This window comes from Pandoraea sp. NPDC090278 (genome assembly GCF_044772185.1).
Taxonomy (GTDB): domain Bacteria; phylum Pseudomonadota; class Gammaproteobacteria; order Burkholderiales; family Burkholderiaceae; genus Pandoraea.
In genome coordinates this window covers 29,049-52,639 of record NZ_JBIVYJ010000001.1, presented here as the reverse complement: position 1 = coordinate 52,639, position 23,591 = coordinate 29,049, and the positions used below count along the sequence as shown (strand labels likewise).

The window sequence follows — 23,591 nt, the reverse complement described above, 5'->3', positions numbered from 1 at the left end:
AACGACTTACGTCTCAGGCCGTGCGGGCCTCCCCGGTCACAGCAGCACTTTCCTTGCCGTCGTCGTCATCGTCGTCCAGTTCGATGCGTTTGACTTCGCCGAGCAACAGCAGGTAGCACAGCACACCAGCGATGGCGAAGATGCTGATGAGGCCGAGTGCCCAGCCGAACGATCCCGTCGCTTTGACGATAAAGCCAATCGCGATGGGCGTGATGATGCCCGAGAGGTTACCGGCGAAGTTCACCGCACCGCCGGTGATGCCGACCATGCCCTTGGGAGCGATGTCTGCCACGAGCGACCACGACGCCGACGCCACGCCTTGCGCGAAGAACGCGAACGACATGATGGCGATGACCAGCCAGTTGGCGTCCGTGAGTACCGTGAGCGACATCGTCGGCACCAGCAGCAGGCCGGTGACGATAGGCGTCTTGCGTGCCGTACCGACCGCCACACCGCGACGCAGCAGCCAGTCCGAAAGCAGGCCACCGCACACCACACCGATAGACGCCGCCACGAACGGCACCGACGTCATGCCACCGGCCTTGAGCACCGTCATGTGACGTTCGGTGATCAGGTACGTCGGGAACCACGTCAGGAAGAAGTACAGCGACGAGAGCGACGCGAACTTGCCCACGCAGATCGCGATGATCTGGCGATTGCGGAACAGCGCCAGCAGCTTGCGCCACGGGAATTTCTGCGCAGCCGCAGGTTCTGCCGATTTCACTTCGACGAGCGCCCCGCCGCTCCGAATATGTTCGAGTTCTGCGGCGTTGACCCACGAGCACTTGTCCGGGTCGCGATAGCCGACGAACCAGACACCGGCCCACACGATGCCCAGCAAACCCGTCGCGTAGAAAATCTCGCGCCAGCCCCACGTGTGGGCAATCCAGAACAGCACCGGCGTGAGGGCTGCCATACCGATGTACTGCCCGACGAGGTAGACGCTCGTGGCCACACCCCGTTCACGTTGGGCGAACCAGATCGAGACCACGCGATTGTTCACCGGGAACGTCGGGGCTTCGGCGATGCCCACGCCCAGACGCATACCGAAGAGCGTGGCGAAACGCGACGTGAAGCCTTGCATGAACGTCAGCACCGACCAACTGAGAATGGCGACGCCGTAGATCGCACGTGTGCCGAAGCGGTCGATGACCCAGCCGCCGGGAATGTTGGCGATCACATACGTCCATGCGTACGCCGAGAAAATGAAGCCCAGTTCGACCGGTCCGAGACCGAACTCCTGCTTGAGCATCGGGGCGGCGACCGAGAGATTGGCGCGGTCGACGTAGTTGATGACCGTGCCGACGAAGACCAGAAAGAGCATCCAGTAGCGCACACGCGAGGGGCGCTGGGAGGATGTCGGGGGCAGAGAAACTGACATGTTGAATCTCGTGAATCTCGAAATAGGCGGCGCCGTTTTACAAACGCCGCCGAGAATCCTGCAATCATCAACATCGCCGACATCGTCGGCATCGAACGAAGTCGACGCCAACAATACCGACGATATCGAGACTTAGACGCGACCTCAGAAGCTGTGATACATCCCGACGCGCAGCAGCATCTGATCGTGATTGCTCGATGCGCCGATCGGATACGACGCGGCGTGGTTATTCCCGGTCGCGCCGATGTACGTCACTTGCGCCTGCAACTGCGTACGCTTCGAGAACGAATACAGGTCGCCCGCTTCGATCTGGTTGTAGTGCGTGTGGTTGAACGACGAGTACGAATAGCCCAGCGTCAGCGCGTTCGCTTCCGTGACGCGGTATTCCGTGCCCACGTCGTAGTTGAACATGTTGCCCGAGCCGCCCGGCGCGCGAACTTCGCTGCGCGTGTAGAGCGCGTGCACGTTCCAGCGCGACGAAATGCGGTACGAAGCGCCGATGCCGGTGTTGTTCACCGCATCCGACTGGAACAGCTTCGTGGCGGAGAGGGCTGACTGACCGAAGATCGACGAAATGCCGAGGCGCGACGAAAAATCGAACGTCCGCTTGTTGATGCTGACGTAAGTTGCAGCCATCGACAGCGCGCCGTTGTCGTACTTCACGTAGCCACCGGCTGTACGTCCTTGGGCATTACCGCCAGCGAAGCCGTACATCAGACCGCCCGTCAGTCCGTGGAAGCTCGTGCTGTTCCACTTCACGGCGTTATCGATCTGCGACGAATTCGCCAGATTGTCGAGGTTGCCCGGGTGATAGGCGTACAGATTGTGCTGCCAGAAGCCGTTCGAGAAGCGGATCGAGACGTCTTGCATGAAGTCTGTCTGGTGCCCGATCGATACCGTGCCGAAACGATCGCTGGCGAGCCCGACCCAGGCCTGACGATTCCACTCGACGCCGCTATTGATCAGCGCGCCGGTGCTCGTATTGAAGCCTTGTTCGAGTTGGAAGACGGCGGCGAGACCGCCCCCGAGATCCTCACGTCCTTTAATGCCGAAGCGGTCGGGTTGACCGATACCGGCGTCCATTTTGAACAGACGTCCGCCGCCCTGATTGCTCACATAAGTGAGGCCGTCGTCGACCGTCCCGTAAATCTGCAACGAATTGCCAGCGGCATGTGCCGCGCCAACGCATGCCAATAGGCAGGCTGCGCCGATACTGCGTCTCTTCACCATCCACTCCTGTTTGCCTCTGATGCCCGGGGCTGTTGACGCCCGTTGCCGGCACGCTCGACGTCATTCCCAACGTCCCGGCTGCCGCATCGTTATTGTCTTACCTATGAAACACTGATTAATAGGTGAGACAATTATGTCGAAGTGGCTACTATGAGACAAGCAGAAAATAAGTAAGCATTTATTGATGTTGCGCAAATGCTAATGACAAAGGTGACGCGCGTCTGCGGGAAAAAATAGGGGAATGACACGACAGCGGCGCCAAGCGGGGCCGATCAACAGATGGCAAGACAATCGCGACAAAGCGCGCAACAAAGGGGAGGCGGAGAAAAATGGGGCGCGTGAGTGGCGGCGATCCCCGGCCCCCTGACGCAGTGACTTAAAGGTAGTGGAACGGAGTCAGGGGGCCGGGGATTGCTGCTGCCCGGAGGGTATTAGGGGTGGCGAGGGATTGGGCCAGACGGTTTTACGCGCCACGCCCCACACCGCAGCAACAAGCAAAATCGAGTGAGCGGTGCAAAAACGGGGGCGCGGGAGTGGCGTCAATCGCCAGCCCCCTGACGCAGTGACTTAAAGGTAGTGGAACGGAGTCAGGGGGCTGGGGATTGGCGCTGCCCGGAGGGTGATAAGGGTGGCGGAGGTATGGGACCGTCGGTGTCAAGACGGTCGGCGTTAAATCAGGGACGCCCACCCAAAGGCGCAACTCCGGCGCGCTCAGAGCGATAGTTCAGCTTGTGAGAAAGCTCATCGGCGGCAGAGACCACCTTCTCGACGATCCCGTTCTCGAGCAAATCGGCTTCGACGCGTGCCTGAGGAATCGTCACGCTGATAACCGCGGCAATTTGCCCGCGATGATTTCGCACTGGTGCGGCGATCGTCGAAATGTTCTGTTCGAAGAAGGCTTGGCTCATGCTGTAGCCGCGGGCGATGTCTTCCTGCACCACGCGGTGGAGCGCGTCGACCGTGGTGGGCGTATGCGCCGTGTAAGCCTCGAGCTTGCGCTCCGGATAGAGCTGCTTGAGCGACGGCAGCGAATAATCGCCGAGCAGAATGTGCCCGACGGCGGTCGCATGAGCGGGCAGACGCGTGCCCACCCGCACCGTACCGAACACCAGTTCGCGGCTGGCCGCCTTCGCGACGAACACCGCATCGCGCTGATCGAGAATCAGGATGTGACTGGAGAAGCCCGTCGCGTCGCGCAGCTTCTCGATCACCGGCGTCCCGAGGTCCGTCAGCTCAAGCGAGTTCAGATACTCGAAGCCGAGGCGCAGCACCGCCACACCGAGCCGGTAATGACGGTCGTCGCCCGCCTTCTCGATAAAGCCTTCGGCTTCCAGCGTCTGCAACAGACGGAACACCGTCGAGCGAGGAATGTCCAGCCGCCGGGCAAGGTCCGCCCCCGCCAGCACCGGCTCGCGCGCCGAAAAAGTCATGAGGATCCGCAGACCTCGCTCCAGGCCCGGGACCGAATATTTGTTATCGCTGTCGTTGCTCATGCCGTTTGCGCACAATGGCGCCGACCGGTGTGCGGCGGTTCCGCGCAGCCGATAGACGATATTCATGGAAGGCGCACATTATAGGCTACGGTCCCGCCACCCGACCATGACGGAAGACCATGAGTCGACCGGGCCACTTTCTCACCCTGCGAGACCGAGTTGCGCCGATGGTATCGCGACGGTTGCGCTTGGTTGCGCCCGTTCTCGAAACACCATGCCCTATGCAAGCGCAGGCTGGCACCCATCCAGGGCAAGCGGGGCGGGCTTTTGGGCGATTTCGGGGCCAGAAGCCCCCGCCCGGCAGCATGCACCGCAATGGGGGTAATTCCGAAGCGCGTCGACTCGCGGTTTTTGTCATGATTGCGGCTGCAAGCTTGACAAGCTGGCGCATGTGGAGCGAGACACCGTGGCCCGAGCCGAGAACAATAAACGATCCGGACTGGCCAAAAGGCACGTATTCCTTTTCTCCTGACGCTTTTGCGATTGCCTATCCCAATAGCCACTCAGGAGCTGCGCCCACCTGCCAAGTGGGCGTTTTTTTGCTGGTCAAACGCTCCCTTCGCAGTGTGGTTCGACCCGCCCGCGGCGTTCTTCAAAAGAGAACCCGATGTCCTGGCATGCTTGTTGCTTGTATTTCCAGCATCGGGGATCGACGCCGCCTTGGCCGAGTTTTGACGATAAGTACGCACCAGATTGCACCGGTTCGTACCAGATCGCGAAACCCGGACTCGCCCCCTGCGGCGCCTCCGTTTGTTTTGGGTCGAGGTGTTATGTTTAATGAACTGAGCGACGTTGAATGGCACGCCCTGCGTGATCTGATTTGCGACCGACCGGTCCGTACGGAACGACGCGGCCGCCCTCAAGTCGAGCAGCGCACGCTGACCAATGCTGTCTTGTGGGTGCTGTTCACTGGCGAGAGCTGGTCCAAGCTGCCCATGCAGTACCCCTCCGTGCCGACCTGCCGTCGCAAACTGAACGAATGGCGCGAATCGGGCATGCTCGATACGATTCTGAAACGCCTGCAACAATCGGGCCGCGATATCAGCGCCTGTGCAGGTCAGATCAGCAAACCGGCACGTAGCACGCCGTGCGGCGACACCGATCGCTTGCGTGGTGTGTTCTGGACGAATCCCGCTTCGTGGAAGCCGCCGGTCGCCGTGCGGTAATGGATATCGAGTGGCGCTGATGGGTCGCCGATGTGCCGACCCGCGCACCGGATCGAATCCATCGATGTCACGATGCCCCCGGACAGGATTGCTGCGCAACGTTCGCAGCACCGCCAGGAAGACATCACGGGGTTAGCCAGATAGCAGACATGTGCGAGATGTGGCCGGGCGGCCCATCTCGCGGTTTGTCGCCTGACGTCTCCCGTCAGGAAAGTGCGGTGCGCACTGCCTCCGCAATCGCCAGCGACGCCGTCAGACCCGGCGATTCGATGCCGAACAAATTGACGAGCCCCGCCACGCCATGCACCGCCGGTCCATCGATCCGGAAGTCTGCCGCCGGTTCGCCCGGTCCGCTGATCTTCGGTCGAATTCCCGCATAGCCCGGTTGTAACGCGCCATCCGCCAACGTCGGCCAATAGCGTCGCACTGTGGCGTAGAAACCATCGCCATCGGACGGATTCACCGTGTAATCGATCTCGTCCACCCACTGCACGTTCGGACCGAAACGCGCCTGACCTCCAAGGTCGAGCGTCAGGTGAACGCCCAGCCCGCCTGGCTCCGGCACCGGATAGATCAGATGCGTGAACGGCGCGCGCTGCGCACAGGTGAAGTAGCTACCCTTCGCGTAATACCGCTGGGGAATGTGTTCCGACGCCAGGCCGTCGAAGCGACGAGCGATATCGACAGCGTAAAGCCCAGCACTATTGATGACCGTGTTGGCGAGCAGCGTCGACGTGATGCCTTCGGTCTCCACATCGAGTTCGATGCCGTCGGCACCGCCCATGCGAGCGCCTGTCACACGCGCCTCGAAGGCCAGCATCGCCCCCGCGTTCTCCGCGTCGCCCTGCAACGCAAGCATCAGCCCATGACTGTCGACAATGCCCGTCGACGGGGAGAGTAATGCACCAAATGTGTGCAGCGCAGGCTCTCGTTGTGCCACTTCCGCCGCCGTCAGCCACTGAAGATCGTCGACCCCGCTCGCGCGCGCGTTGGCGGCAATCGCTTCGAGCTCGGCGACCTGATGGTCGGTCGTCGCGACGATCAGCTTGCCGCAGCGACGATGCTCCACGCCGTGCGAGGTGCAAAATTCGTACAGACGGTGTTTGCCCTCGACACACAGCGTCGCCTTGCGCGACCCGGGGGGGTAGTAGATACCGCCGTGGATGACTTCGCTGTTGCGCGAACTCGTGCCGGTGCCGATGGCGCGCTCGGACTCCAGCACGACGACTTCGCGTCCGGCCATGGCCATCGTTCGTGCGACGGCCAGTCCCACCACGCCTGCGCCGATCACGACGCAATCGACTTTGTCCATCGCTGTTCCCTGTTTGCCGTTCGAGATGTCCGATTCGGATGAAGACGCACTTGCACGCGTCTTCATCCGAATCGGCTGCGGGATCGACGCCCGCAGCCGAACGTCTTACAGCGCGCTCGTCAGTTCCGGCACGACGGTGAACAGATCGCCCACCAGACCGTAATCCGCCACCGAGAAAATCGGCGCTTCCGGATCCTTGTTGATCGCCACGATCACCTTCGAATCCTTCATGCCCGCCAAGTGCTGGATCGCACCCGAGATGCCGACCGCTACATACAGTTGCGGCGCGACGATCTTGCCCGTCTGGCCAACCTGATAGTCGTTCGGCACGTAACCGGCATCGACCGCTGCGCGCGATGCACCCAGCGCCGCACCCAGCTTGTCCGCCAGCGGCTCCAGCACCTTCGTGTAGTTCTCGCCGCTGCCCAGACCGCGACCACCCGAGACGATGATCTTCGCCGAGGTCAGCTCCGGACGGTCCAGCTTCGTCACTTCACGGCCCACGAACTGCGACACGCCTGCATCCGGCGTCGCGGCGATGCTCTCTACTGCGGCGCTGCCACCCGTGGCGGCTGCCGGGTCGAAGCCCGTCGAGCGCACCGTGATGACCTTCACCTTGTCGGCGCTTTGCACCGTCGCAATCGCGTTGCCTGCGTAGATCGGACGCTCGAACGTGTCGGCGCTGTCGACCTTTGTGATATCCGAAATCTGCGCGACGTCGAGCAACGCTGCGACGCGCGGGGCGATGTTCTTGCCGTACGCGGTGGCCGTGGCCAGGATGTGCGAGTAGTTGCCCGCAATCGACACCACTTCGTCAGCGATGTTCTCAGCCAGACCGTCGCCGAAGTAGGCCGCGTCTGCCAGCAGCACCTTCTTCACACCGGCGATCTGCGCGGCAGCGTCGGCCGCAGCCTTCGCGTTGCTGCCCGCGACCAACACGTGCACGTCGTCGCCGCATTGCAGCGCTGCCGTGATCGTGTTCAGGGTCGCCGATTTGATAGCGTTGTTGTCGTGTTCTGCAATGACCAGAATGCTCATATCGTCGTCTCCCTTAGATAACCTTGGCTTCGGTCTTAAGCTTGTCGACGAGCGCTGCCACGTCCGCCACCTTCACGCCTGCGCTGCGCTTGGGCGGCTCGGCCACCTTCAGCGTCTTCAGACGCGGGCTCACATCCACGCCCAGGTCCGCAGGCTTCACGGTCTCCAGCGGCTTCTTCTTCGCCTTCATGATGTTGGGCAGCGTCACGTAACGCGGCTCGTTCAGGCGCAAGTCCGTCGTGATCACGGCGGGCAGCGACAGCGACACGGTCTCGAGACCGCCGTCCACTTCGCGCGTCACTTGTGCACGGTTATCCGCGACCGACACCTTCGAGGCGAACGTCGCCTGCGGCAGCTTTGCCAGCGCCGCGAGCATCTGACCGGTTTGGTTGGAATCGTCGTCGATCGCCTGCTTGCCGAGGATCACCAGTTGCGGTTGTTCCTTGTCCACCAGCGCCTTGAGCAGCTTGGCAACGGCCAGCGGCTGCAACTCTTCGTCAGACTCGATGAGAATCGCGCGATCCGCACCGATGGCCAGCGCCGTACGCAGCGTCTCTTGCGACTGGGCTACGCCCGCCGACACCGCGATCACTTCCGTCGCTACGCCCGCTTCCTTCAGACGCACCGCCTCTTCCACCGCGATTTCGTCGAACGGATTCATCGACATCTTCACGTTCGCAATGTCGACGCCACTGCCGTCGCTCTTCACGCGAACCTTTACGTTGTAATCCACTACCCGTTTGACCGGTACCAGGATCTTCATGCGGAACTCCCTTGAATCAAAAAAACCGGACGGCCTGCCGACACTACGGCAACGGCCGTCCTCGAACATACGAAAACTGTGTTGCGAATTCTGCCAAATGCGCTGCGAACCGACTCGCGAACTTACTCGATCTCGCGCCCTTTCGTCTCGGGCAACATGAACGCGGTGATCAGCACGACGATGTACGCGCCACCGGCAAACATCCCGATGGCCGAGCCCAGACCGCTCGTCTTGGCGAGATAGCCGACCAAGCTCGGGAACAGTGCGCCGATGCCGCGCCCGAAGTTATACGCGAAGCCCTGTGCATTCGCACGCACCGCCGACGGAAACAGCTCCGTCAGATACGCGCCCATGCCGCTAAAAATGCCCGACGACGCGAATCCCAGCGGGAATCCGAGAATCAGCATCTGGTCGTTGCTCAGTTGAAGCTGCGTGTAGACGAAAATGCTCACGCCCGAGAGCACGGCAAAAATCAGCAGGTTCGCGCGACGCCCCAGACGGTCGGTCAGATACGCCCCCGTCAGGTAGCCGATGAACGAACCGAGAATGATCACCAGCAGATAGCCGCCCGTGCCGATCACCGACAGGTGGCGCTCCGTCTTCAGGAACGTGGGCAACCACGTCGTCACGGCATAGTACCCGCCCTGCACGCCCGTGCACAGCAGTGCCGAGAGTGCCGTCGTCTTGATCAGCGCCGGCGAGAAGATCGCCCACGCCGACGTGCGCTTTTCTGCGGCATCCTCGCGCTTGCGCGTGCGCTGGAACAGTTCGGGCTCAGGCACGTTCTTCCGGATGAAAAGCACGAACAATGCCGGAATCACACCGATCCAGAACAGCACGCGCCACGCATACTCTTCCGGCAGAAACGAGAACGACGCCGTATAACAAAGCGCCGCCACCGCCCAGCCGATGGACCAGCCGCTTTGCACGGTCCCCACAGCGCGGCCGCGATACTCGGTACGCACGATCTCGCCCATAAGCACAGAACCCACGGCCCACTCGCCGCCGAAACCCAGGCCCTGCAACGCGCGCAGTACGAAAATCTGCTCGAAGTTCTGCGCGAAGCCGATCAGCACCGTGCAGACGGAGAACCAAAGAATCGTGACCTGCAGGATACGCACCCGTCCGTAACGGTCGGCCAGCACCCCGGCAAGCCAGCCACCGATAGCCGAGAACAGCAGCGTCACGGTCGCCAGCATCCCGGCCTGTCCCTTGTCGATGCTGAACACGGTGATCAGTGTCGAGATCACGAAGGTGAACACCATGAAGTCGAGCGCATCGAGCGCCCACCCGCCGAACGCGGCAATAAACGTGTGCCGCTCGGTCTTGTTCATCTGGCGATACCAATCCATCTTGTCTCCTCCTGAACCTCTTGAACTTCAAGAGCGCTAAACGCGCCCGGAATGGGTAAAGAAATCAGATCGAAAATCAGATCGTTTTCGGAAAGCCGTACAGACGTGCCGGGTTGCCCACCAGAATGCGCCGACGTGTCTCGGCGTCGGGTGCCCACTGCGGCAGCAGATTGCGCAACGCGCCGGTGTTCGGCATGCGCGCGAGCGACACGTGCGGCCAGTCGCTGCCCCACACCATGCGATCGGGGGCGTCTTCGATGAGCGCCTGTGCGAACGGCGTCACGTCGTCGAACGTCGGGAAACGCTCGCTGATCCGGTAAGCGCCCGAGAGCTTCACCCAGTAACCGTGGTCGCGCACCAGCGAGCGCAGCGCCGAAAAGCCCGGCGAATTCAGGCCTTGCGCCACCGGCGTATGGCCCATGTGATCCACGATGCCCGGCACCGGCAGCGACGTCATGCGCGGCATGAGTTCAGGCAGTGCACTCACGTCCATAAGGAACTGCATATGCCAGCCCAGATCCTTAATGCGATGCGCGAGCGTCTCCATCGCCGTGAAACCGATACCGCCACCGAACAACACGTTGATGCGCAACCCGCGCACCCCTGCTGCGTGCATCGCTTCCAGTTCGGCATCGGTGACGTCAGGCGACACCACCGCGATGCCACGAAGGCGATCCGGATGACGGCGCAACGTTTCCAGCATGTACCGGTTGTCGGTGCCGTAGACGCTGATCTGCACCAGCACGCCATAGGTCATGCCCGTCGCATCGAGCATGGCGAGGTACTTGTCCTCGGGCGCGGGCGGCGGCGTGTAGCTGCGCTCGGGCACCATCGGGTACGCGTCACTCGCGGCGACCACGTGTGCGTGCGTGTCGACAGCGCCGAACGGCACCTCGAACGCGGGCGGATCGATCTCCGGCAGCGGGCCCAGACACAGCGGCGCACCGGCGGCGGAAGTTGCGGTCATGTCGACTCCTCAGGGAAAACGTCATCGGACGCCGAGGTTCGGCGTCCGCGATGCAGAAAACCGTTACAGCAGCTTGCCCGGGTTCATGATCCCGGCCGGATCGAACACGGCCTTGATCTCGCGCATCAGACGCAGTTCGAGCGGCGATTTGTACTTGGCGAAGTAATCGCGCTTGAGCTGTCCGATGCCATGTTCGGCGCTGATGCTGCCACCGAAGCGTGCGACTTCATCGAGCACTTCGGCCGTGATCGCTTCACCGTGCTTTGCCATGAAATCCGCCGCCTCGCCTGCCGGGCGCGACAGGTTGTAGTGCAGGTTGCCGTCGCCAAAGTGGCCGAAGATGAACGGACGCACCTGCGGACAAACACGTCGCACGCGCGCTTCGGCGCTCATCATGAATTCCGGAATCGATTCGATGGGCAACGAGACGTCGTGCTTCAGATGCGGGCCGTCGGCACGTTGCGCCTCGGAGATTTCTTCACGCAGCTTCCACATCTCTTCGACCTGGCCCAGCGTGGACGACACCACGGCGTCGGCACACAGATCGCGCTCGATAGCGGCTTCGATCACCCGTTCGAGCAGTGCCCCGAGGGCTTGTTCGTCCGCCGTATCGGCCAACTCCACCAGCACATAGCCCGGGTGACGCTCGCCAAACGGGGCGCGCACGCCCGGCACATGCGCCATCACCAGATCCACGCACTCGCCGGTGAAGAACTCGAACGCCTGCATGCGTGGGCCACATTCGGCGAACAGCAACTCATAGAGTTCGAGCGCCTGACGCGGCGACGTGACAGCGGCGATGACCACCTGCCGTACCGGCGTGGGCGCGTACAAACGCAGCGCCGCCGCCGTAATCACGCCGAGCGTGCCTTCCGAGCCGATGAGCAACTGCTTGAGGTCGTAACCGGTGTTGTCCTTGCGCAGCGTGCGAAGGCCGTGAAGGATCTCGCCGTTCGGCAACACGGCTTCCACACCGAGCACCAGATCGCGCGTCATGCCGTAGCGCACCACGTTCACGCCACCGGCGTTCGTCGCGAGATTACCGCCCAGTTGGCACGACCCTTCGGCCGCTAGGCTCAGCGGGAGCAGACGATTCGCGTCGCGCGCCGTGCGTTGCAGGTCTTCGAGAATGCACCCCGCTTCGGCCACGAGGGTATTGGCGATGGTGTCGAGACTGCGAACCGCGTTCATGCGGTCGAGGCTCAGCACCACGTTCTGCTCGGACTTATCGGGCGTCGCGCCGCCGCACAGCCCGGTGTTACCGCCGCGCGGCACGACCGGGGTGCCCGTGCTCTGGCACAGCGTGAGAATTTTGGCGACGTCCTGCGTCGAGCGCGGGCGCACGACGGCCTGCGCGTGCCCGCGATACATGCCACGCCAGTCGGCGAGCCAGGGCGCGACGTCCTCAGTCGAAGTGAAAACGCTCTCGGCGCCGACGGCGTCGATGAGACGTTGAGCAAAAGCGGTGATGGTCATAAGGTCACGCGTCGGGGGTTACGGTGTGAGGGGATGGCATCTGACGATGGCTCGGCCGCTCGCAGATCAATGGCGCTTCGGCGCAACCGCGCCGGTAATGATGTCGCGCCCGGGAAGCGTCAGGCCAAGACGCCCCGAAGCACGCAGCAGATGTGAGAGCGACGCCTCACGCGCGCGCATCGGATCGCGCGCCTTGATGGCGTCGAACACAGCAACGTGTTCCTGATGCACCTGCGCCGCGAGGCCTTCGTGACGCAACGTATTCGTGCGCGCGGCCTGCACGACCTGCCGAATTTGCAGATTCAGGTACTGCAACAGGTCGGCGTAATAGCGGTTGTGAGTCGCTCGGGCGATGGCCGCATGAAAAGCGGTATCGAACTCGACGCCGTTCTCCGGGTGATACAGATGCGTTTCGAGTTTGCCGAGAATCGTTTCGAGCTGACGAATATCCTCGTCGGTATGCCGAACGGCAGCGAGCGCGGCGGCCGTGCTCTCCAGATCCAGACGCAATTCGTAGACGCTCGCGAGATCGGCCGCGTCTTGACCGACAGGCACCTGAAAGCCGCTCTGCGGCGTGCGCGCCTTCACGGTCACGCCTGCGCCCTGACGGCTGTCGATCAGACCCTGTGCACGCAGACGCTCCGTCACTTCGCGGATCACCGCAGGACTCACGCCATACGATTCGGAGAGTTGCTTGCCGGTCGGCAGCCGGGTGCCGACGGGATAGACGCCCTGCCGGATCGCTTCCTGTAATTGCTGCGCGACCTGCTCGGTCAGGGTTCTGGGCTTGGTAGTCATCCGTTCCTGTCGTCTGATGCTTTTCTGGTTTGCATGTTATCTGAAAACTTTTATTGCCTCATATCGCGTTAACCCTAGTCATCTCACTAAAAAGAAAAAGCGGTGGTGGAGGCTGGCTCCATCACCGCTTTATCGGTTGCGCACCGATTGGATCGGACGCAGAACCGCTCCTGTCTTAGAAGCCGATCAGCGCTTCCGTCACATGGCCGACGTTCGGCGGCGCGGCGAAGCAATCGCTCACGAGCGCGCGCCACTGCTGGAAGGCATCCGAATTGCGGAAGTGGACGGTGTGGTCTTCGAGCGTTTCCCAGGTCACGACGAGGCTGTAATGCGTCGGTTGCTCGATGGACTTGAGCAGACGCATGCCGTGGCAGCCTTTCGATCCCTTGAACAGCGGCGCGGCCTTGGCGACACCTTGTTCGAACTCGGCTTCCTTGCCGGGCTTCACTTCGATCTGGGCGATTTCAAAAATCATGGGGTTCCTCAGAGATGGGTCCGTGGTTTTGCTGATGGATTCTATACCGCGTGCCGGTGACACGCATCGCGTGTGACATCCCCTCGCCTTTCACCGCTTTTCCATACTTCGCCATGTCCACCATGCCCGCATGCACGAAGAACGCCCGCAGCGTCGGCTTACGGCACCACGACCGTGCACCCCGAAGCACCGAATCTCACATCACCAGATAAAACTCGCATACATATCAATGCACTAGCGATTTCTGGCATCGCTCTTGCATATCTTCGTTTCTTCTCACACTTGCACCAAAAGAGCACATTCATGCCCAATTCCAATACACCCGGCGACGTGTTGTTCCTGCTGCTCGGCGCGATCCTGGTGCTTGCCATGCACGCCGGTTTCGCGTTTCTCGAGCTTGGCACTGTCCGCAAGAAGAATCAGGTCAACGCACTGGTCAAGATCCTCACAGACTTCGCCGTCTCCGGACTCGCGTATTTCTTCATCGGTTATCCGCTCGCCTATGGCGTCGACTTCTGGTCGAGCGCCACGGTGCTGTCCGAGCACAACGGCTACGCGCTGATCAAGTTCTTCTTTCTGCTGACGTTCGCGGCCGCGATTCCCGCCATCGTGTCGGGCGGCATTGCCGAGCGCGCCAAGTTTCATCCGCAGTCGGTGGCCACGTTCTTCCTCGTTGGCGTGATCTACCCGTTCTTCGAAGGCATTGCGTGGAACGGGCATCTCGGCGTTCAGGACTGGCTCACGCAAACGCTCGGCGCACCTTTCCACGACTTCGCGGGTTCGGTGGTCGTGCATGCGGTGGGGGGATGGATTGGTCTTGCGGCGGTGTTGCATCTCGGCGCGCGCCGCGGGCGCTACAACGGTCAGGGTCAGGTCGCCGCGCATCCGCCGTCGTCGATTCCGTTCCTCGCCCTGGGCGCATGGATTCTGATCGTCGGCTGGTTCGGCTTTAACGTGATGAGCGCCCAGCGCGTTGGTGGCATTTCGGGGCTGGTCGCCGTGAACTCGCTCATGGCGATGGTCGGCGGCACGCTGGTCGCCATGTGGGTGGGACGCGACGACCCCGGCTTCATCCATAACGGGCCGCTTGCGGGACTCGTTGCAGTATGTGCAGGGTCGGACGTCATGCACCCGCTCGGCGCGCTGGTCGTGGGCGCAGTCGCAGGCGGTCTGTTCGTGTGGCTGTTCACGGTGACGCAGAACCGTCTGCGCATCGACGACGTGCTTGGCGTGTGGCCGCTGCACGGCGTGTGCGGCATCTGGGGTGGGCTGGCGGCTGGCATCTTCGGACAGAAGGCGCTCGGCGGACTGGGCGGTGTGAGCTTCGTCTCGCAGATGGTCGGCACGGTGATGGGTGTCGCGATCGCCTTCGCCGGGGGCTACCTCGTGTATGGGGTCATCAAACGCGTCTCAGGATTGCGGCTCGACGACGAACAGGAGTACTACGGCGCCGACCTCTCGATCCACAAGATCACGGCCACGCCGGAGCGGGAAACGAATTGGTAAGTGGCCAAACCTGAACGACTGCACCATCAAACGTGCGCTGTGACGCGATTCATGCCAGTCACAGCGCACCGTTTGCAGGCTGCTTGAATCAGAAGTCCACTGAGGCAGACAGGTAGACCGTTCGCGGCGCGCCGAGCGAGATCGTTCCATACGACGCCACGCCGGACCAGTAGCGGCGATCGAACACGTTGCTTACACCCGCTCTGAACGTTGTGCTTTTGCCGACAATCTGTGTCTTGTACCGGACGCCAAGATCCGCCGTCACCCACGACGGCACCGACTGCGTGTTGGCCTGATTCACGTACTCACTCGCCGTGTACGTCAGGGCACTGGTGAGCGTCAGGCCGGGCACCCAACGCACGTCCCACTCGACACCCGCGTTGGCCATCCACTGCGGCACGCCCACGGGACGATTGCCCACCGTGGCGGGGTTCGGTGCTTTGGTGAGTTGCGCGTTCAACCAGGTCAATCCGCCGATAAGACGCACGCCCGTGAGCGGTTCACCCGCCATCGTCAGCTCAACACCGCGATTGCGCTGTTCGCCATTGACGCTGAAGAGCGTCCCGTTCAGCGAGCCGCTGGGCTTCGTAATTTCAAAGGCCGCCAACGTCGCGATAACGCCGCCGGTGGAGACTTTGACCCCAACCTCCTTCTGCTTGGTCTTGTACGGCGCGAACACTTCGCCAGCATTGCTTGCGGTCGTCGGTGCGACATCGCCCTTACTCAGCCCTTCGATGTAGTTCGCGTAGAGCGACACGCTATTCGTCGCTTTGAACAGCACGCCCGCGAGCGGGGTCACCGCGCTCTTGTCGTAAGCGCTAGACACCGCGCCGGAGGTTGCGTTGTAGTTGTTCGAGCGGATCTGCTGCCCGCGCACGCCGAGCGTGACCTGCAGCCTGTCGTCGAAGACACCGACCGTGTCGGCGAGCGCAATCCCGGAGAGCGTCGAAGTCGACGCGAGCGGCACGCGTGTCGGTGCACCGATAAACTGCTCGGGCCGGTCCACCGGTGAGTAGATGTTCGAGAACACCGTCGTCCCCGAATTCGCACCGGAGGCGACACGGTCACTGTAGTAGTTGGCTTGCGCGCTCAGCGCGTGAGAGATCGAGCCGGTACGGAATTTCGCTCTGACGCCCGCATCCACCGTCGCACGATTGACCTGGAACTTCCAGTTCTGCGGCACCGCTGAAGTGTTTCCCAGGCTGTCCAGAATCGTCGGCGTCTGATCAGACAGACGTGAAACGTCGGACTTTGCCGTGCCCGCATCGGCGAACACCGTCACGTTGTCGGTGAGGTCGTATTCCGCATGCCCGAGCACCGATAAGTCGTTCGACTTCCACCAGCCCCATTTCTGCGTGACGTTTCGCGCACCGTCCGGCGCCGACGGGACCGGTACGCCCGACGCGACGAGAAAGGGTCGCGTCGGTGCATCAACCCACTGGTATTGCTCGATGACGTCGAGCGAGGCCCGCAGACGCGTCCCGGTGTAGTCCAGCGACAACGCGCCGACTTCGGCCCGCGATGACTGATTGTCGAGCGCAGTCGGGCCCTGACGATGCAACCCGTTAAAGCGAATGCCCCACTGACGCTCGTCGCCGAAGCGACGGCTCACGTCCACGGCAACGCCTGCCTGCCCCTTCGTCGCGTAATCCAGCGTGACGCGCGTCAAATCCTTGGATAGCGCGCGCTTCGGCACGATATTGACGACACCGCCCACGCCACTGTTCGGGGACATCCCATACAACAAGGCAGCGGGGCCACGCAGCACTTCGACACGCTCGATATATTCCGTGAAGAGGTGATAGTTGGGAGCGATGCCGTACACGCCGTCAAACGCGACTTCGGAGAGATTGCCTTCGTTGATCGGGAAGCCGCGAATGAAGAAGGAATCCGTCACGCCGCCAATCTGGCCGGTAAATCGTGCGGAAGGGTCCGCGTTCAACACCTCCGCCAGCGTGACAGCCTGCTGATTCTCCAGTCGTTCGGACGTGTAGTTCGTGACAGAGAACGGCGTCTCCATCACACCCTTATCCCCCAGCAAACCGACTCGCCCGCCTCGCGCCACCTGACCGCCCGGGGCCGGTGCCGTCTCGCCCAATGCCGACGCACTCACGGTCGTGGGTGCCAGATGTCCCTCGACACGCGCCTCGACGCCCTCGCCTCGCGGACTGTCGACCGCGTCTTTTTCCCCTGACGTCTGCGCCAGCGCGGCACAGGAGAACAGGGTCGTCATCAACAGAATCGTTGCCTGGGAAATGCGTCGCGGAACGGCAGGAACAGGACGACGTCGGAAATTCGCTTCGGTGTGCTTCATTTGATGAGACGTACCACACAGGGCTAAAGATAGTTAAAGGGCGTGCATGAGACCGCGCTGCCCATCCGGACAACACGAAGTCCCGCTGGAATCGGGGAAACAGGATCGTCACCTTGCCGTGAATTCGCGAGATGACGTGACGGAACGCTCATGCATCCGGTCGATGCACGTGGTCTGAGAGGGAAGCGAAGCGAGATCGGCCTGGCGGTTAGGCCCTCCGCCGGAGGGCTACACGCTCTTTCGCTGGAGCGCGATGTTAGCCCCATCGCGGAGCGTGATCAACGTGCATCGCCCATCCAAATCACGGACGCGCGCCGATATGTCGCCTATTAGCAAATCACTTAAAAAGTTGTTGCATTCATCAGGTAACCGAAATATATTGCGAATAATTCTCATTACTTTTTCGCCTGCATCGATGTTCGTTGGCAAGGCGCGACAAGGACATCGTGGCATCGAGCGAGGCAGAACTCCGCCAGCAAGTGGCGGGGTTATATGTTGATCACTACAGTTGGTTAACGGGCTGGATACGTCGCAAACTCGGCGACGCCAGCATCGCCTCCGATTTGGCGCAGGATGCTTTCGTCAGCATCATTCACACCGGAACTGTTGCAGGAATACGTGAGCCTCGTCCGTTTCTGGCGACGGTCGCTCGACGTTTGCTGTCCCACTACTATCGTCGCGAAGCACTCGAAACCAGCTATCTCGAACTCCTTGCCGAACTTCCGCAAGAGCATGTGCCACCACCGGAAGTGCGCCTGATCGCGTTGCAGACGTTATCGGCGATCGATCGCGCACTGGACGGCCTTCCCGCCAAAGTCAAAGAAGCCTTCCTGCTGGCGCATCTGCTCGATCTCAAGTATTCCGAAATCGCAGAACGTCTGAATGTCTCCTCCAGCTCCGTCAAACAGTATTTGCTGCGCGCGAACCGGCAGTGCGTGCTGACGCTTCTGGACTAAGGAGCATCGATCGACATGCCCGGCCAGAAGGATGCCCGCTTCAGTCAAATGACGCCGCCCGCCGCAGTTTCATCCGTCCCCTCGCCCTCTCGTTCCGCGCTCGATCAGGCCGTGGAATGGTTCACCGTGCTCAAGTCCGGCGACGCAGGAGAACGTGACCATGCGCAATGGAGTGCATGGCTTCGTGCGTCGAACGACCATCGGAGCGCATGGGCCAAGGTGGAGTCGGTGTTCGGCCAGATTCGCTCGCTCGACACCGAGCGGGCCTATCGGACGCTGACACCTTATTCGCCCTATGCCGCCCATGTGCCACCACGTGCCGTTAGCGAGCATCGGGCACGACGACGCAGCGTTGTCAAAGGTCTGGCGCTCACCGGGCTTGTTCTCGGCACCGGCGCCATCGCCACACGAAGCCAGATTGCGCTAGCCCTCTCGGCCGACTACCGCACGGGCAAGGGAGAAACGAAAGCGGTCCAACTCCCGGATGGCTCCTACCTGTTGCTCGACACCGAGTCCGCCGTCGCCACCCGATTTCGCGACGGGCAACGTCAGATCGAATTGCTTGAGGGGCAAGTGTGCGTCCGGATGGCGGCGACCGCCGCGCGCCCCGGCGGACGCGAGCCGCTGGCGCTCGTCACCGGTCACGGCGTCATTCGTGCGACGAATGCGGAATTCATGGTGCGCGTACACCGTGACCACACCCGTTGCGTCGTACTGCGTGATCGGGTCGACATCAGTTCCGCCCACGCATTGCAAGCCGCGACAACGCTCAGCCAAGGCGAGCAGATCGACTTCGACAACGACGGACTGGGCGCGATCCGGCCGTCCGGCGAGGCACAGACAGCGTGGCTGCGCGGTCAGATCGTCGCCGACAACATGACGCTCGGCGCATTCGCAAACGAAGTCGCGAGATACCGCACGGGCCTGCTGCGCGTCTCGCCGGACGTTGCCGACCTGCGCATCTCCGGCGCGTTTCCGACGTCGGACACCGATCGCATTCTGGCGTCGTTACCCCGGGTGCTACCGGTTCGCATCCGCAGCATGACGAAGTACTGGACGATGATCGAAGCCAGCACGTCCTCCCCGTCGCGCTAAAAAAATTAAAAACTTCTGCCCGTTTTGAATTCTCGCGGCACCTACCTGATGAAGACGGATTTTTGGGTATCTCATTCAGGTAAATAGACCATGTCACGCAGTCATAAGAACAAGCAAGGCCGGAACCGGCAGCACGCTTCCACGGGGATGTCTCTGGTGCCGAAACGTCAGGCCGTTACGCTGGCCGTTTCCGCCACCCTTTATGGCGCAGCGTTGTACGCCGCGAGCGCGACGCCTGCACTGGCGCAAGCCGTCACGAACAAGGCGGCGCAAGGCGCGACGCGCACCTACAGCATTCCGTCCGGCCCGCTCACGCCCGCACTGCATCGCTGGGCCAGCACGTCGAACGCTCTGCTGTCGTTCACGCCGGATCAGGCCGCCGGAAAAGTGACCGCTGGCGTGAGCGGTCAATACACCGCCGAAGAAGCGCTGAACGTCTTGCTGAGCGGCTCCGGGTTGAAAGCCGTCCGTTGGCCGGACGGCAGCTACGGCGTGCAGAGCGCCGCCAACAATGGCGCAGCCGACACGCCGCATGTCGTCTTGCCTGCGGCCACCGTGACGTCCAACACGCTCGCCGCCACATTGCCGCCCTCGAACGTGACCGCCGATCCTCTAGCGGCGGGCAACCTGCTCCACGCAGAGACCAATATCGCGCGCATGTCCGGACCGATCCGCGAGATTCCGCAGGTCGTCAACGTCGTGCCGCAGGACGTCATGCAACAGCAGCAGGCCACCACACTTGAGCAAGCCCTGCGCAACGTGCCCGGCATCACCGTGGCCATTGGCGAGGCGAACGGCGGGGCCAACGGTGACCAGTTCCGTATTCGCGGCGCGACGACGAAGAACGACGCTTACCTCGACGGACTGCGCGACTTCGGCGTCTACGTGCGCGACACCTTCAACACCGAACAGGTCGACGTGATCAAAGGGCCGTCGTCCGAGAACTTCGGGATGGGATCCAACGGCGGCGCGATCAACAGTGAGACCAAGCTGGCGCATCTGGGCAACGCCGCCTCGATCGAAGGCATGATCGGTAACGGCCCGATGAACCGCGAGACGGTGGACATCAACCGCCAGCTGGGCGACACCACCGCGCTGCGCGTAAATGCCATGCGACAGGACCAGAACATCGTGGATCGCGATGGCGTGAAGTCCGATCGGTGGGGCATGGCGCTGTCGTTCGCGGCGGGACTGACAACGCCTACGACGTGGTACGTGAACTACCTGCATCAGGACAACAAGCGCACGCCCGACTATGGGCAACCGTTGATCGGCCGTACCGCGACGTCGGTACGCGAGCCGGTCGCTTCGGCCTATGGCCTGCCCCGTTCGAACTATTACGGCAAAGACACCGACCGCGATCACTCCACGGCCGATATCTTCACGTCGTTGCTCAAGCACAAGATCAGCGACACGACGTCGATCAGCAACGACACGCGATTCGGCTACTACGAGCGCATGTTCAGCTCGACGTCCGCCACCTGCGATCAGGCGTGCGCCGATTCCTTCTTCAAGACGGGTGACGGACCCATCGTGCTCGGCTCGGGCGGCGGGCCGCGCTACTCGCAACGCTCCACCGGCTTTCAGAACGTGACGACGCTGTCGAGCGCGTTCGACACGGCAGCGCTCAAGCACGATGTCCGTCTGGGTCTGGACTTCTCGTATCAGACCGACCATCGGCAGGCCTACGCCTACATGAAGCCCGATATGTCCGGCACCACGACGAAGATCCCCGGCACGCTTCTGCGACCGAACACGTCGTCGAGCAACTACCTCGTGGCCATCGATCCGAAGGGCACCAACGACGTGCGCGACTCCACGCTCACGGACATCGCACTGTTCGCGAGTGACCGGGTGCACTTCACGCCTGAGTGGTCGATTCTCGGTGCCGTACGCTGGGACTACTACTCACAGACCTCGCGTCTGTCGACGCTCAGCAGCGGCAGCGAGACGTCCAACGTCAGCACCAGCTCGAACTTCTTCAGCCCGCGTCTTAGCCTGATCTGGGAGCCGACGGCTCAGCAGTCTTACTACCTGTCGTACGGATGGGCCTCCACGACGCCCTGGGCGGGTTCGATCACGGCCGACGCAAACCCGCTGGGCGTGAACAGCACCACCACGGCCAGCAACAACCTGCGCGACCTGTCGCCGGAAAAGACCAAGACGCTGGAGCTGGGCGCGAAGGTGGACCTGCTCGGTGAGCGTCTCGGCGTGTCGGGCGCGTTGTTCCACACGGAAAAGAACAACTCCTACTATGACGACGGCACCGGCAACCTGACCGCAACCGGTAACAAGGAGCGCTATTACGGTGTCGAACTCGGCCTGTCGGGCAAGCTCACACCGCAGTGGACCGCGTACATCGGCTATGCATGGCTGCACAGCGAGATCGTGGACTCGGCGACCAAGAGCAATATCGGCAACCCGGTTCAGGGCGCGGCGCGCAATTCCGCCACGTTGTGGACCACGTACGACTTGACGCCGCAATGGTCGAAAGTCCTGCCGGGACGCTTCATGGTCGGCGGCGGGCTGACCTATCGCGACAGCATGTACATTCGCGACGACATGATGGCGAAGGTGCCCTACAGTTTGTCGTTTGACGCGATGCTGGCCTGGGAGTACAAGAACGTTCGCGTCGCGCTGAACGGGTACAACCTTACGAATCGCATCAACTACGACAATTACTTCTCAGGCGAGAACGCGAACACCGCGCGCGCCATCCCGTCGGCGGGCCGCGCAGTGATCCTGAGCACGCGCATTTCCATGTAATCACGACGCCATCGGCAGGACGCTCTGCCGATGGCCCCATCAAACGCGAAAAGCGACGCGACAAACGAGCAGCGGCCCATGATCGTCACCATCCCCAAAGTCCTCACGCCGGAAGAGTTGGCCCAGTGCCGCGAGGTCCTCGGTAAAGCGTCGTGGGTCGACGGCAAAGAGAGTGCGGGCGAGCAGGCGCGCGACGTCAAACGCAACGTGCAGATACGGATCAATTCGGAGACGTACGAGGCGTTGGGCGATCTGATCTTGCGCGCGCTTGGACGTAATGCCCTGTTCAATTCGGTCGCCATTCCGCTGCGCGTACGCTCGCCGATGTTCAACCGCTACGACACCGGCATGAGCTACGGGGCGCACGTCGACGGTGCGATTCACACCGTGCCCGGCGCGCCGCGCATGCGTGCGGATCTGTCGTCGACCCTGTTTCTCTCGGACCCGGCGGAATACGACGGCGGAGAACTGGTGATTCACCGGCTGCACAGTACGGAGACGTACAAACTGCAAGCAGGTGACCTGCTCGTCTATCCGACCGACACGATCCACAGCATCAGTCCCATTACCCGAGGCTCGCGGCTGGCCGCTTTCTTCTGGACGCAATCGACCGTGCGCTCGCACGAGCAACGGGCGATCCTGCACGAGCTGGATATGGCCATCATGCAGATCCGACAGGCGATGCCGGACGATCACCCCGCCGTCCTGTCGCTGTCGAATACCTATCACAACCTGCTGCGACTCAACGCGGACTGCTGACCGGGCGCGTCATCGGGCACTCAGCGCCACGACGATGCGAAAAATCCACACTCAGCGGAATACGATTTAATTTGCGAACGATTCTCATTTATACTTTGGAATCTTTCGCCAAATTTCCCTGAAATCGTGCGCTCCATGTCAGACCCGTGCGTGTCGCCGCTGATCGCTGCACTGGTTCGTCATTACGACGAACTGGTCGATCACGTTCGCCGACGGTTCGGTGGACGAGGCTTCGCCACCGAGGTGGTGCACGACGTTTGCGTGAGCCTCATCGAGAATCCGCCGCAAGGGGCCGTCGTCACGCCGCTGGCGTTCCTTCGTACGGCGTCCACGCATCGCGCGATCGATCTGGCGCGCGCCGCCGACCGTCTGCACGGCTGGCAAGTGCCGACCGGCGTCATGCCAGATACCCGGCTGGACGAAAACGATGGGCTGGCGCACGTCGAGTTCATGCAGTTGCTCGACCGGCTCGAACGGGTGATTCAGGCGCTGCCTGAGCGGTGTCGACTCGTCTTCCTGCTTCATGCGCTGCACGAGATACCGCAGGCGGAAGTCGCCGCGCATATGGGAATTTCGCGCAGCATGGTCGCTAAACATATGAACCGCGCTATGCACGACATCGCGCAGGTCTTCTGCGAATCGATACCCGTCGAGTCGTCCGGGTGCACCGTTGCCGGTGCCACCGCGTCACCCGCACGCGACAACGACGGCCTGAATGTCATGCCGCAGTTCTCCTGTTCCTGA

At 62.0% G+C, this 23,591-nt stretch carries 19 protein-coding genes; 7 read left to right on the top strand and 12 right to left on the bottom strand.

Annotated features, from left to right (window positions below; all coding sequences use genetic code 11):
- Positions 1-13 precede the first annotated feature (13 nt).
- The 3 genes from ACIQWO_RS00155 to ACIQWO_RS00145 form a co-directional block, all read right to left on the bottom strand.
- A complete protein-coding gene (locus tag ACIQWO_RS00155) occupies positions 14-1,381 on the bottom strand; it encodes an MFS transporter (RefSeq protein ID WP_402817604.1) in 1,368 nt (455 codons plus the stop codon).
- Positions 1,382-1,525: 144 nt separating this feature from the next.
- Complete coding sequence (locus tag ACIQWO_RS00150; RefSeq protein ID WP_402817601.1) at positions 1,526-2,611, bottom strand: porin; 1,086 nt, start codon at positions 2,609-2,611, stop codon at positions 1,526-1,528.
- A 674-nt stretch (positions 2,612-3,285) separates the two neighbouring features.
- Entirely contained in the window at positions 3,286-4,104 is an 819-nt protein-coding gene (locus ACIQWO_RS00145; protein WP_402817598.1) for an IclR family transcriptional regulator, read from the bottom strand.
- A 770-nt stretch (positions 4,105-4,874) separates the two neighbouring features.
- Between ACIQWO_RS00145 and ACIQWO_RS00140 the strand changes: the two genes are divergently transcribed.
- A complete protein-coding gene (locus ACIQWO_RS00140) occupies positions 4,875-5,270 on the top strand; it encodes a transposase (RefSeq protein WP_039399697.1) in 396 nt (131 codons plus the stop codon).
- A 205-nt stretch (positions 5,271-5,475) separates the two neighbouring features.
- Here the strand turns inward: ACIQWO_RS00140 and ACIQWO_RS00135 are convergent, their stop codons facing one another.
- From ACIQWO_RS00135 to ACIQWO_RS00100, 8 genes are all read right to left on the bottom strand, one after another.
- Positions 5,476-6,582, bottom strand: a complete 1,107-nt coding sequence (locus ACIQWO_RS00135) for an NAD(P)/FAD-dependent oxidoreductase (protein WP_402817595.1) — start codon at positions 6,580-6,582, stop codon at positions 5,476-5,478.
- Positions 6,583-6,687: 105 nt separating this feature from the next.
- Positions 6,688-7,620 (bottom strand): electron transfer flavoprotein subunit alpha/FixB family protein, encoded by a 933-nt coding sequence (locus ACIQWO_RS00130; protein WP_402817592.1) that lies wholly within the window; start codon positions 7,618-7,620, stop codon positions 6,688-6,690.
- A 13-nt stretch (positions 7,621-7,633) separates the two neighbouring features.
- Positions 7,634-8,383 (bottom strand): electron transfer flavoprotein subunit beta/FixA family protein, encoded by a 750-nt coding sequence (locus tag ACIQWO_RS00125; protein ID WP_039399700.1) that lies wholly within the window; start codon positions 8,381-8,383, stop codon positions 7,634-7,636.
- Positions 8,384-8,505: 122 nt separating this feature from the next.
- Positions 8,506-9,735: an MFS transporter gene (locus ACIQWO_RS00120; RefSeq protein WP_402817588.1), complete on the bottom strand. Its 1,230-nt coding sequence runs from the start codon at positions 9,733-9,735 to the stop codon at positions 8,506-8,508.
- A gap of 76 nt (positions 9,736-9,811) precedes the next feature.
- On the bottom strand, positions 9,812-10,702 hold the full coding sequence (locus tag ACIQWO_RS00115; RefSeq protein ID WP_402817585.1) for an amidohydrolase family protein: 891 nt from the start codon (positions 10,700-10,702) through the stop codon (positions 9,812-9,814).
- Positions 10,703-10,765: 63 nt separating this feature from the next.
- Positions 10,766-12,178, bottom strand: coding sequence for an FAD-binding oxidoreductase (locus ACIQWO_RS00110; protein WP_402817582.1), 1,413 nt, complete (start codon positions 12,176-12,178; stop codon positions 10,766-10,768).
- Between the two features lie 66 nt (positions 12,179-12,244).
- Positions 12,245-12,976, bottom strand: coding sequence for a FadR/GntR family transcriptional regulator (locus ACIQWO_RS00105; protein ID WP_402817579.1), 732 nt, complete (start codon positions 12,974-12,976; stop codon positions 12,245-12,247).
- A 175-nt stretch (positions 12,977-13,151) separates the two neighbouring features.
- The gene (locus ACIQWO_RS00100) at positions 13,152-13,451 is read right to left on the bottom strand and encodes an antibiotic biosynthesis monooxygenase family protein (RefSeq protein ID WP_402817576.1); all 300 of its coding nucleotides are present in this window, start codon (positions 13,449-13,451) and stop codon (positions 13,152-13,154) included.
- Positions 13,452-13,754: 303 nt separating this feature from the next.
- Here ACIQWO_RS00100 and ACIQWO_RS00095 point away from each other — a divergent pair, with 303 nt between their 5' ends.
- Positions 13,755-14,957: an ammonium transporter gene (locus ACIQWO_RS00095; protein WP_402817573.1), complete on the top strand. Its 1,203-nt coding sequence runs from the start codon at positions 13,755-13,757 to the stop codon at positions 14,955-14,957.
- 88 nt (positions 14,958-15,045) lie between these two features.
- Here ACIQWO_RS00095 and ACIQWO_RS00090 read toward each other — a convergent pair whose 3' ends face one another.
- Positions 15,046-17,190 carry a TonB-dependent receptor gene (locus ACIQWO_RS00090; RefSeq protein ID WP_402817571.1) on the bottom strand — a complete coding sequence of 715 codons (2,145 nt, stop codon included), beginning with the start codon at positions 17,188-17,190 and terminating at the stop codon, positions 15,046-15,048.
- 527 nt (positions 17,191-17,717) lie between these two features.
- Here ACIQWO_RS00090 and ACIQWO_RS00085 point away from each other — a divergent pair.
- The 5 genes from ACIQWO_RS00085 to ACIQWO_RS00065 all read left to right on the top strand — a co-directional run bounded on the left by ACIQWO_RS00085 (position 17,718) and on the right by ACIQWO_RS00065 (position 23,591).
- Complete coding sequence (locus ACIQWO_RS00085) at positions 17,718-18,227, top strand: sigma-70 family RNA polymerase sigma factor (protein WP_402817568.1); 510 nt, start codon at positions 17,718-17,720, stop codon at positions 18,225-18,227.
- Positions 18,228-18,242: 15 nt separating this feature from the next.
- Entirely contained in the window at positions 18,243-19,322 is a 1,080-nt protein-coding gene (locus tag ACIQWO_RS00080; RefSeq protein ID WP_402817565.1) for a FecR domain-containing protein, read from the top strand.
- Between the two features lie 90 nt (positions 19,323-19,412).
- Positions 19,413-22,088 (top strand): TonB-dependent siderophore receptor, encoded by a 2,676-nt coding sequence (locus ACIQWO_RS00075; protein WP_402817562.1) that lies wholly within the window; start codon positions 19,413-19,415, stop codon positions 22,086-22,088.
- 78 nt (positions 22,089-22,166) lie between these two features.
- Positions 22,167-22,847, top strand: a complete 681-nt coding sequence (locus tag ACIQWO_RS00070; RefSeq protein ID WP_402817559.1) for a Fe2+-dependent dioxygenase — start codon at positions 22,167-22,169, stop codon at positions 22,845-22,847.
- A gap of 135 nt (positions 22,848-22,982) precedes the next feature.
- Complete coding sequence (locus tag ACIQWO_RS00065) at positions 22,983-23,591, top strand: RNA polymerase sigma factor (RefSeq protein ID WP_402817556.1); 609 nt, start codon at positions 22,983-22,985, stop codon at positions 23,589-23,591.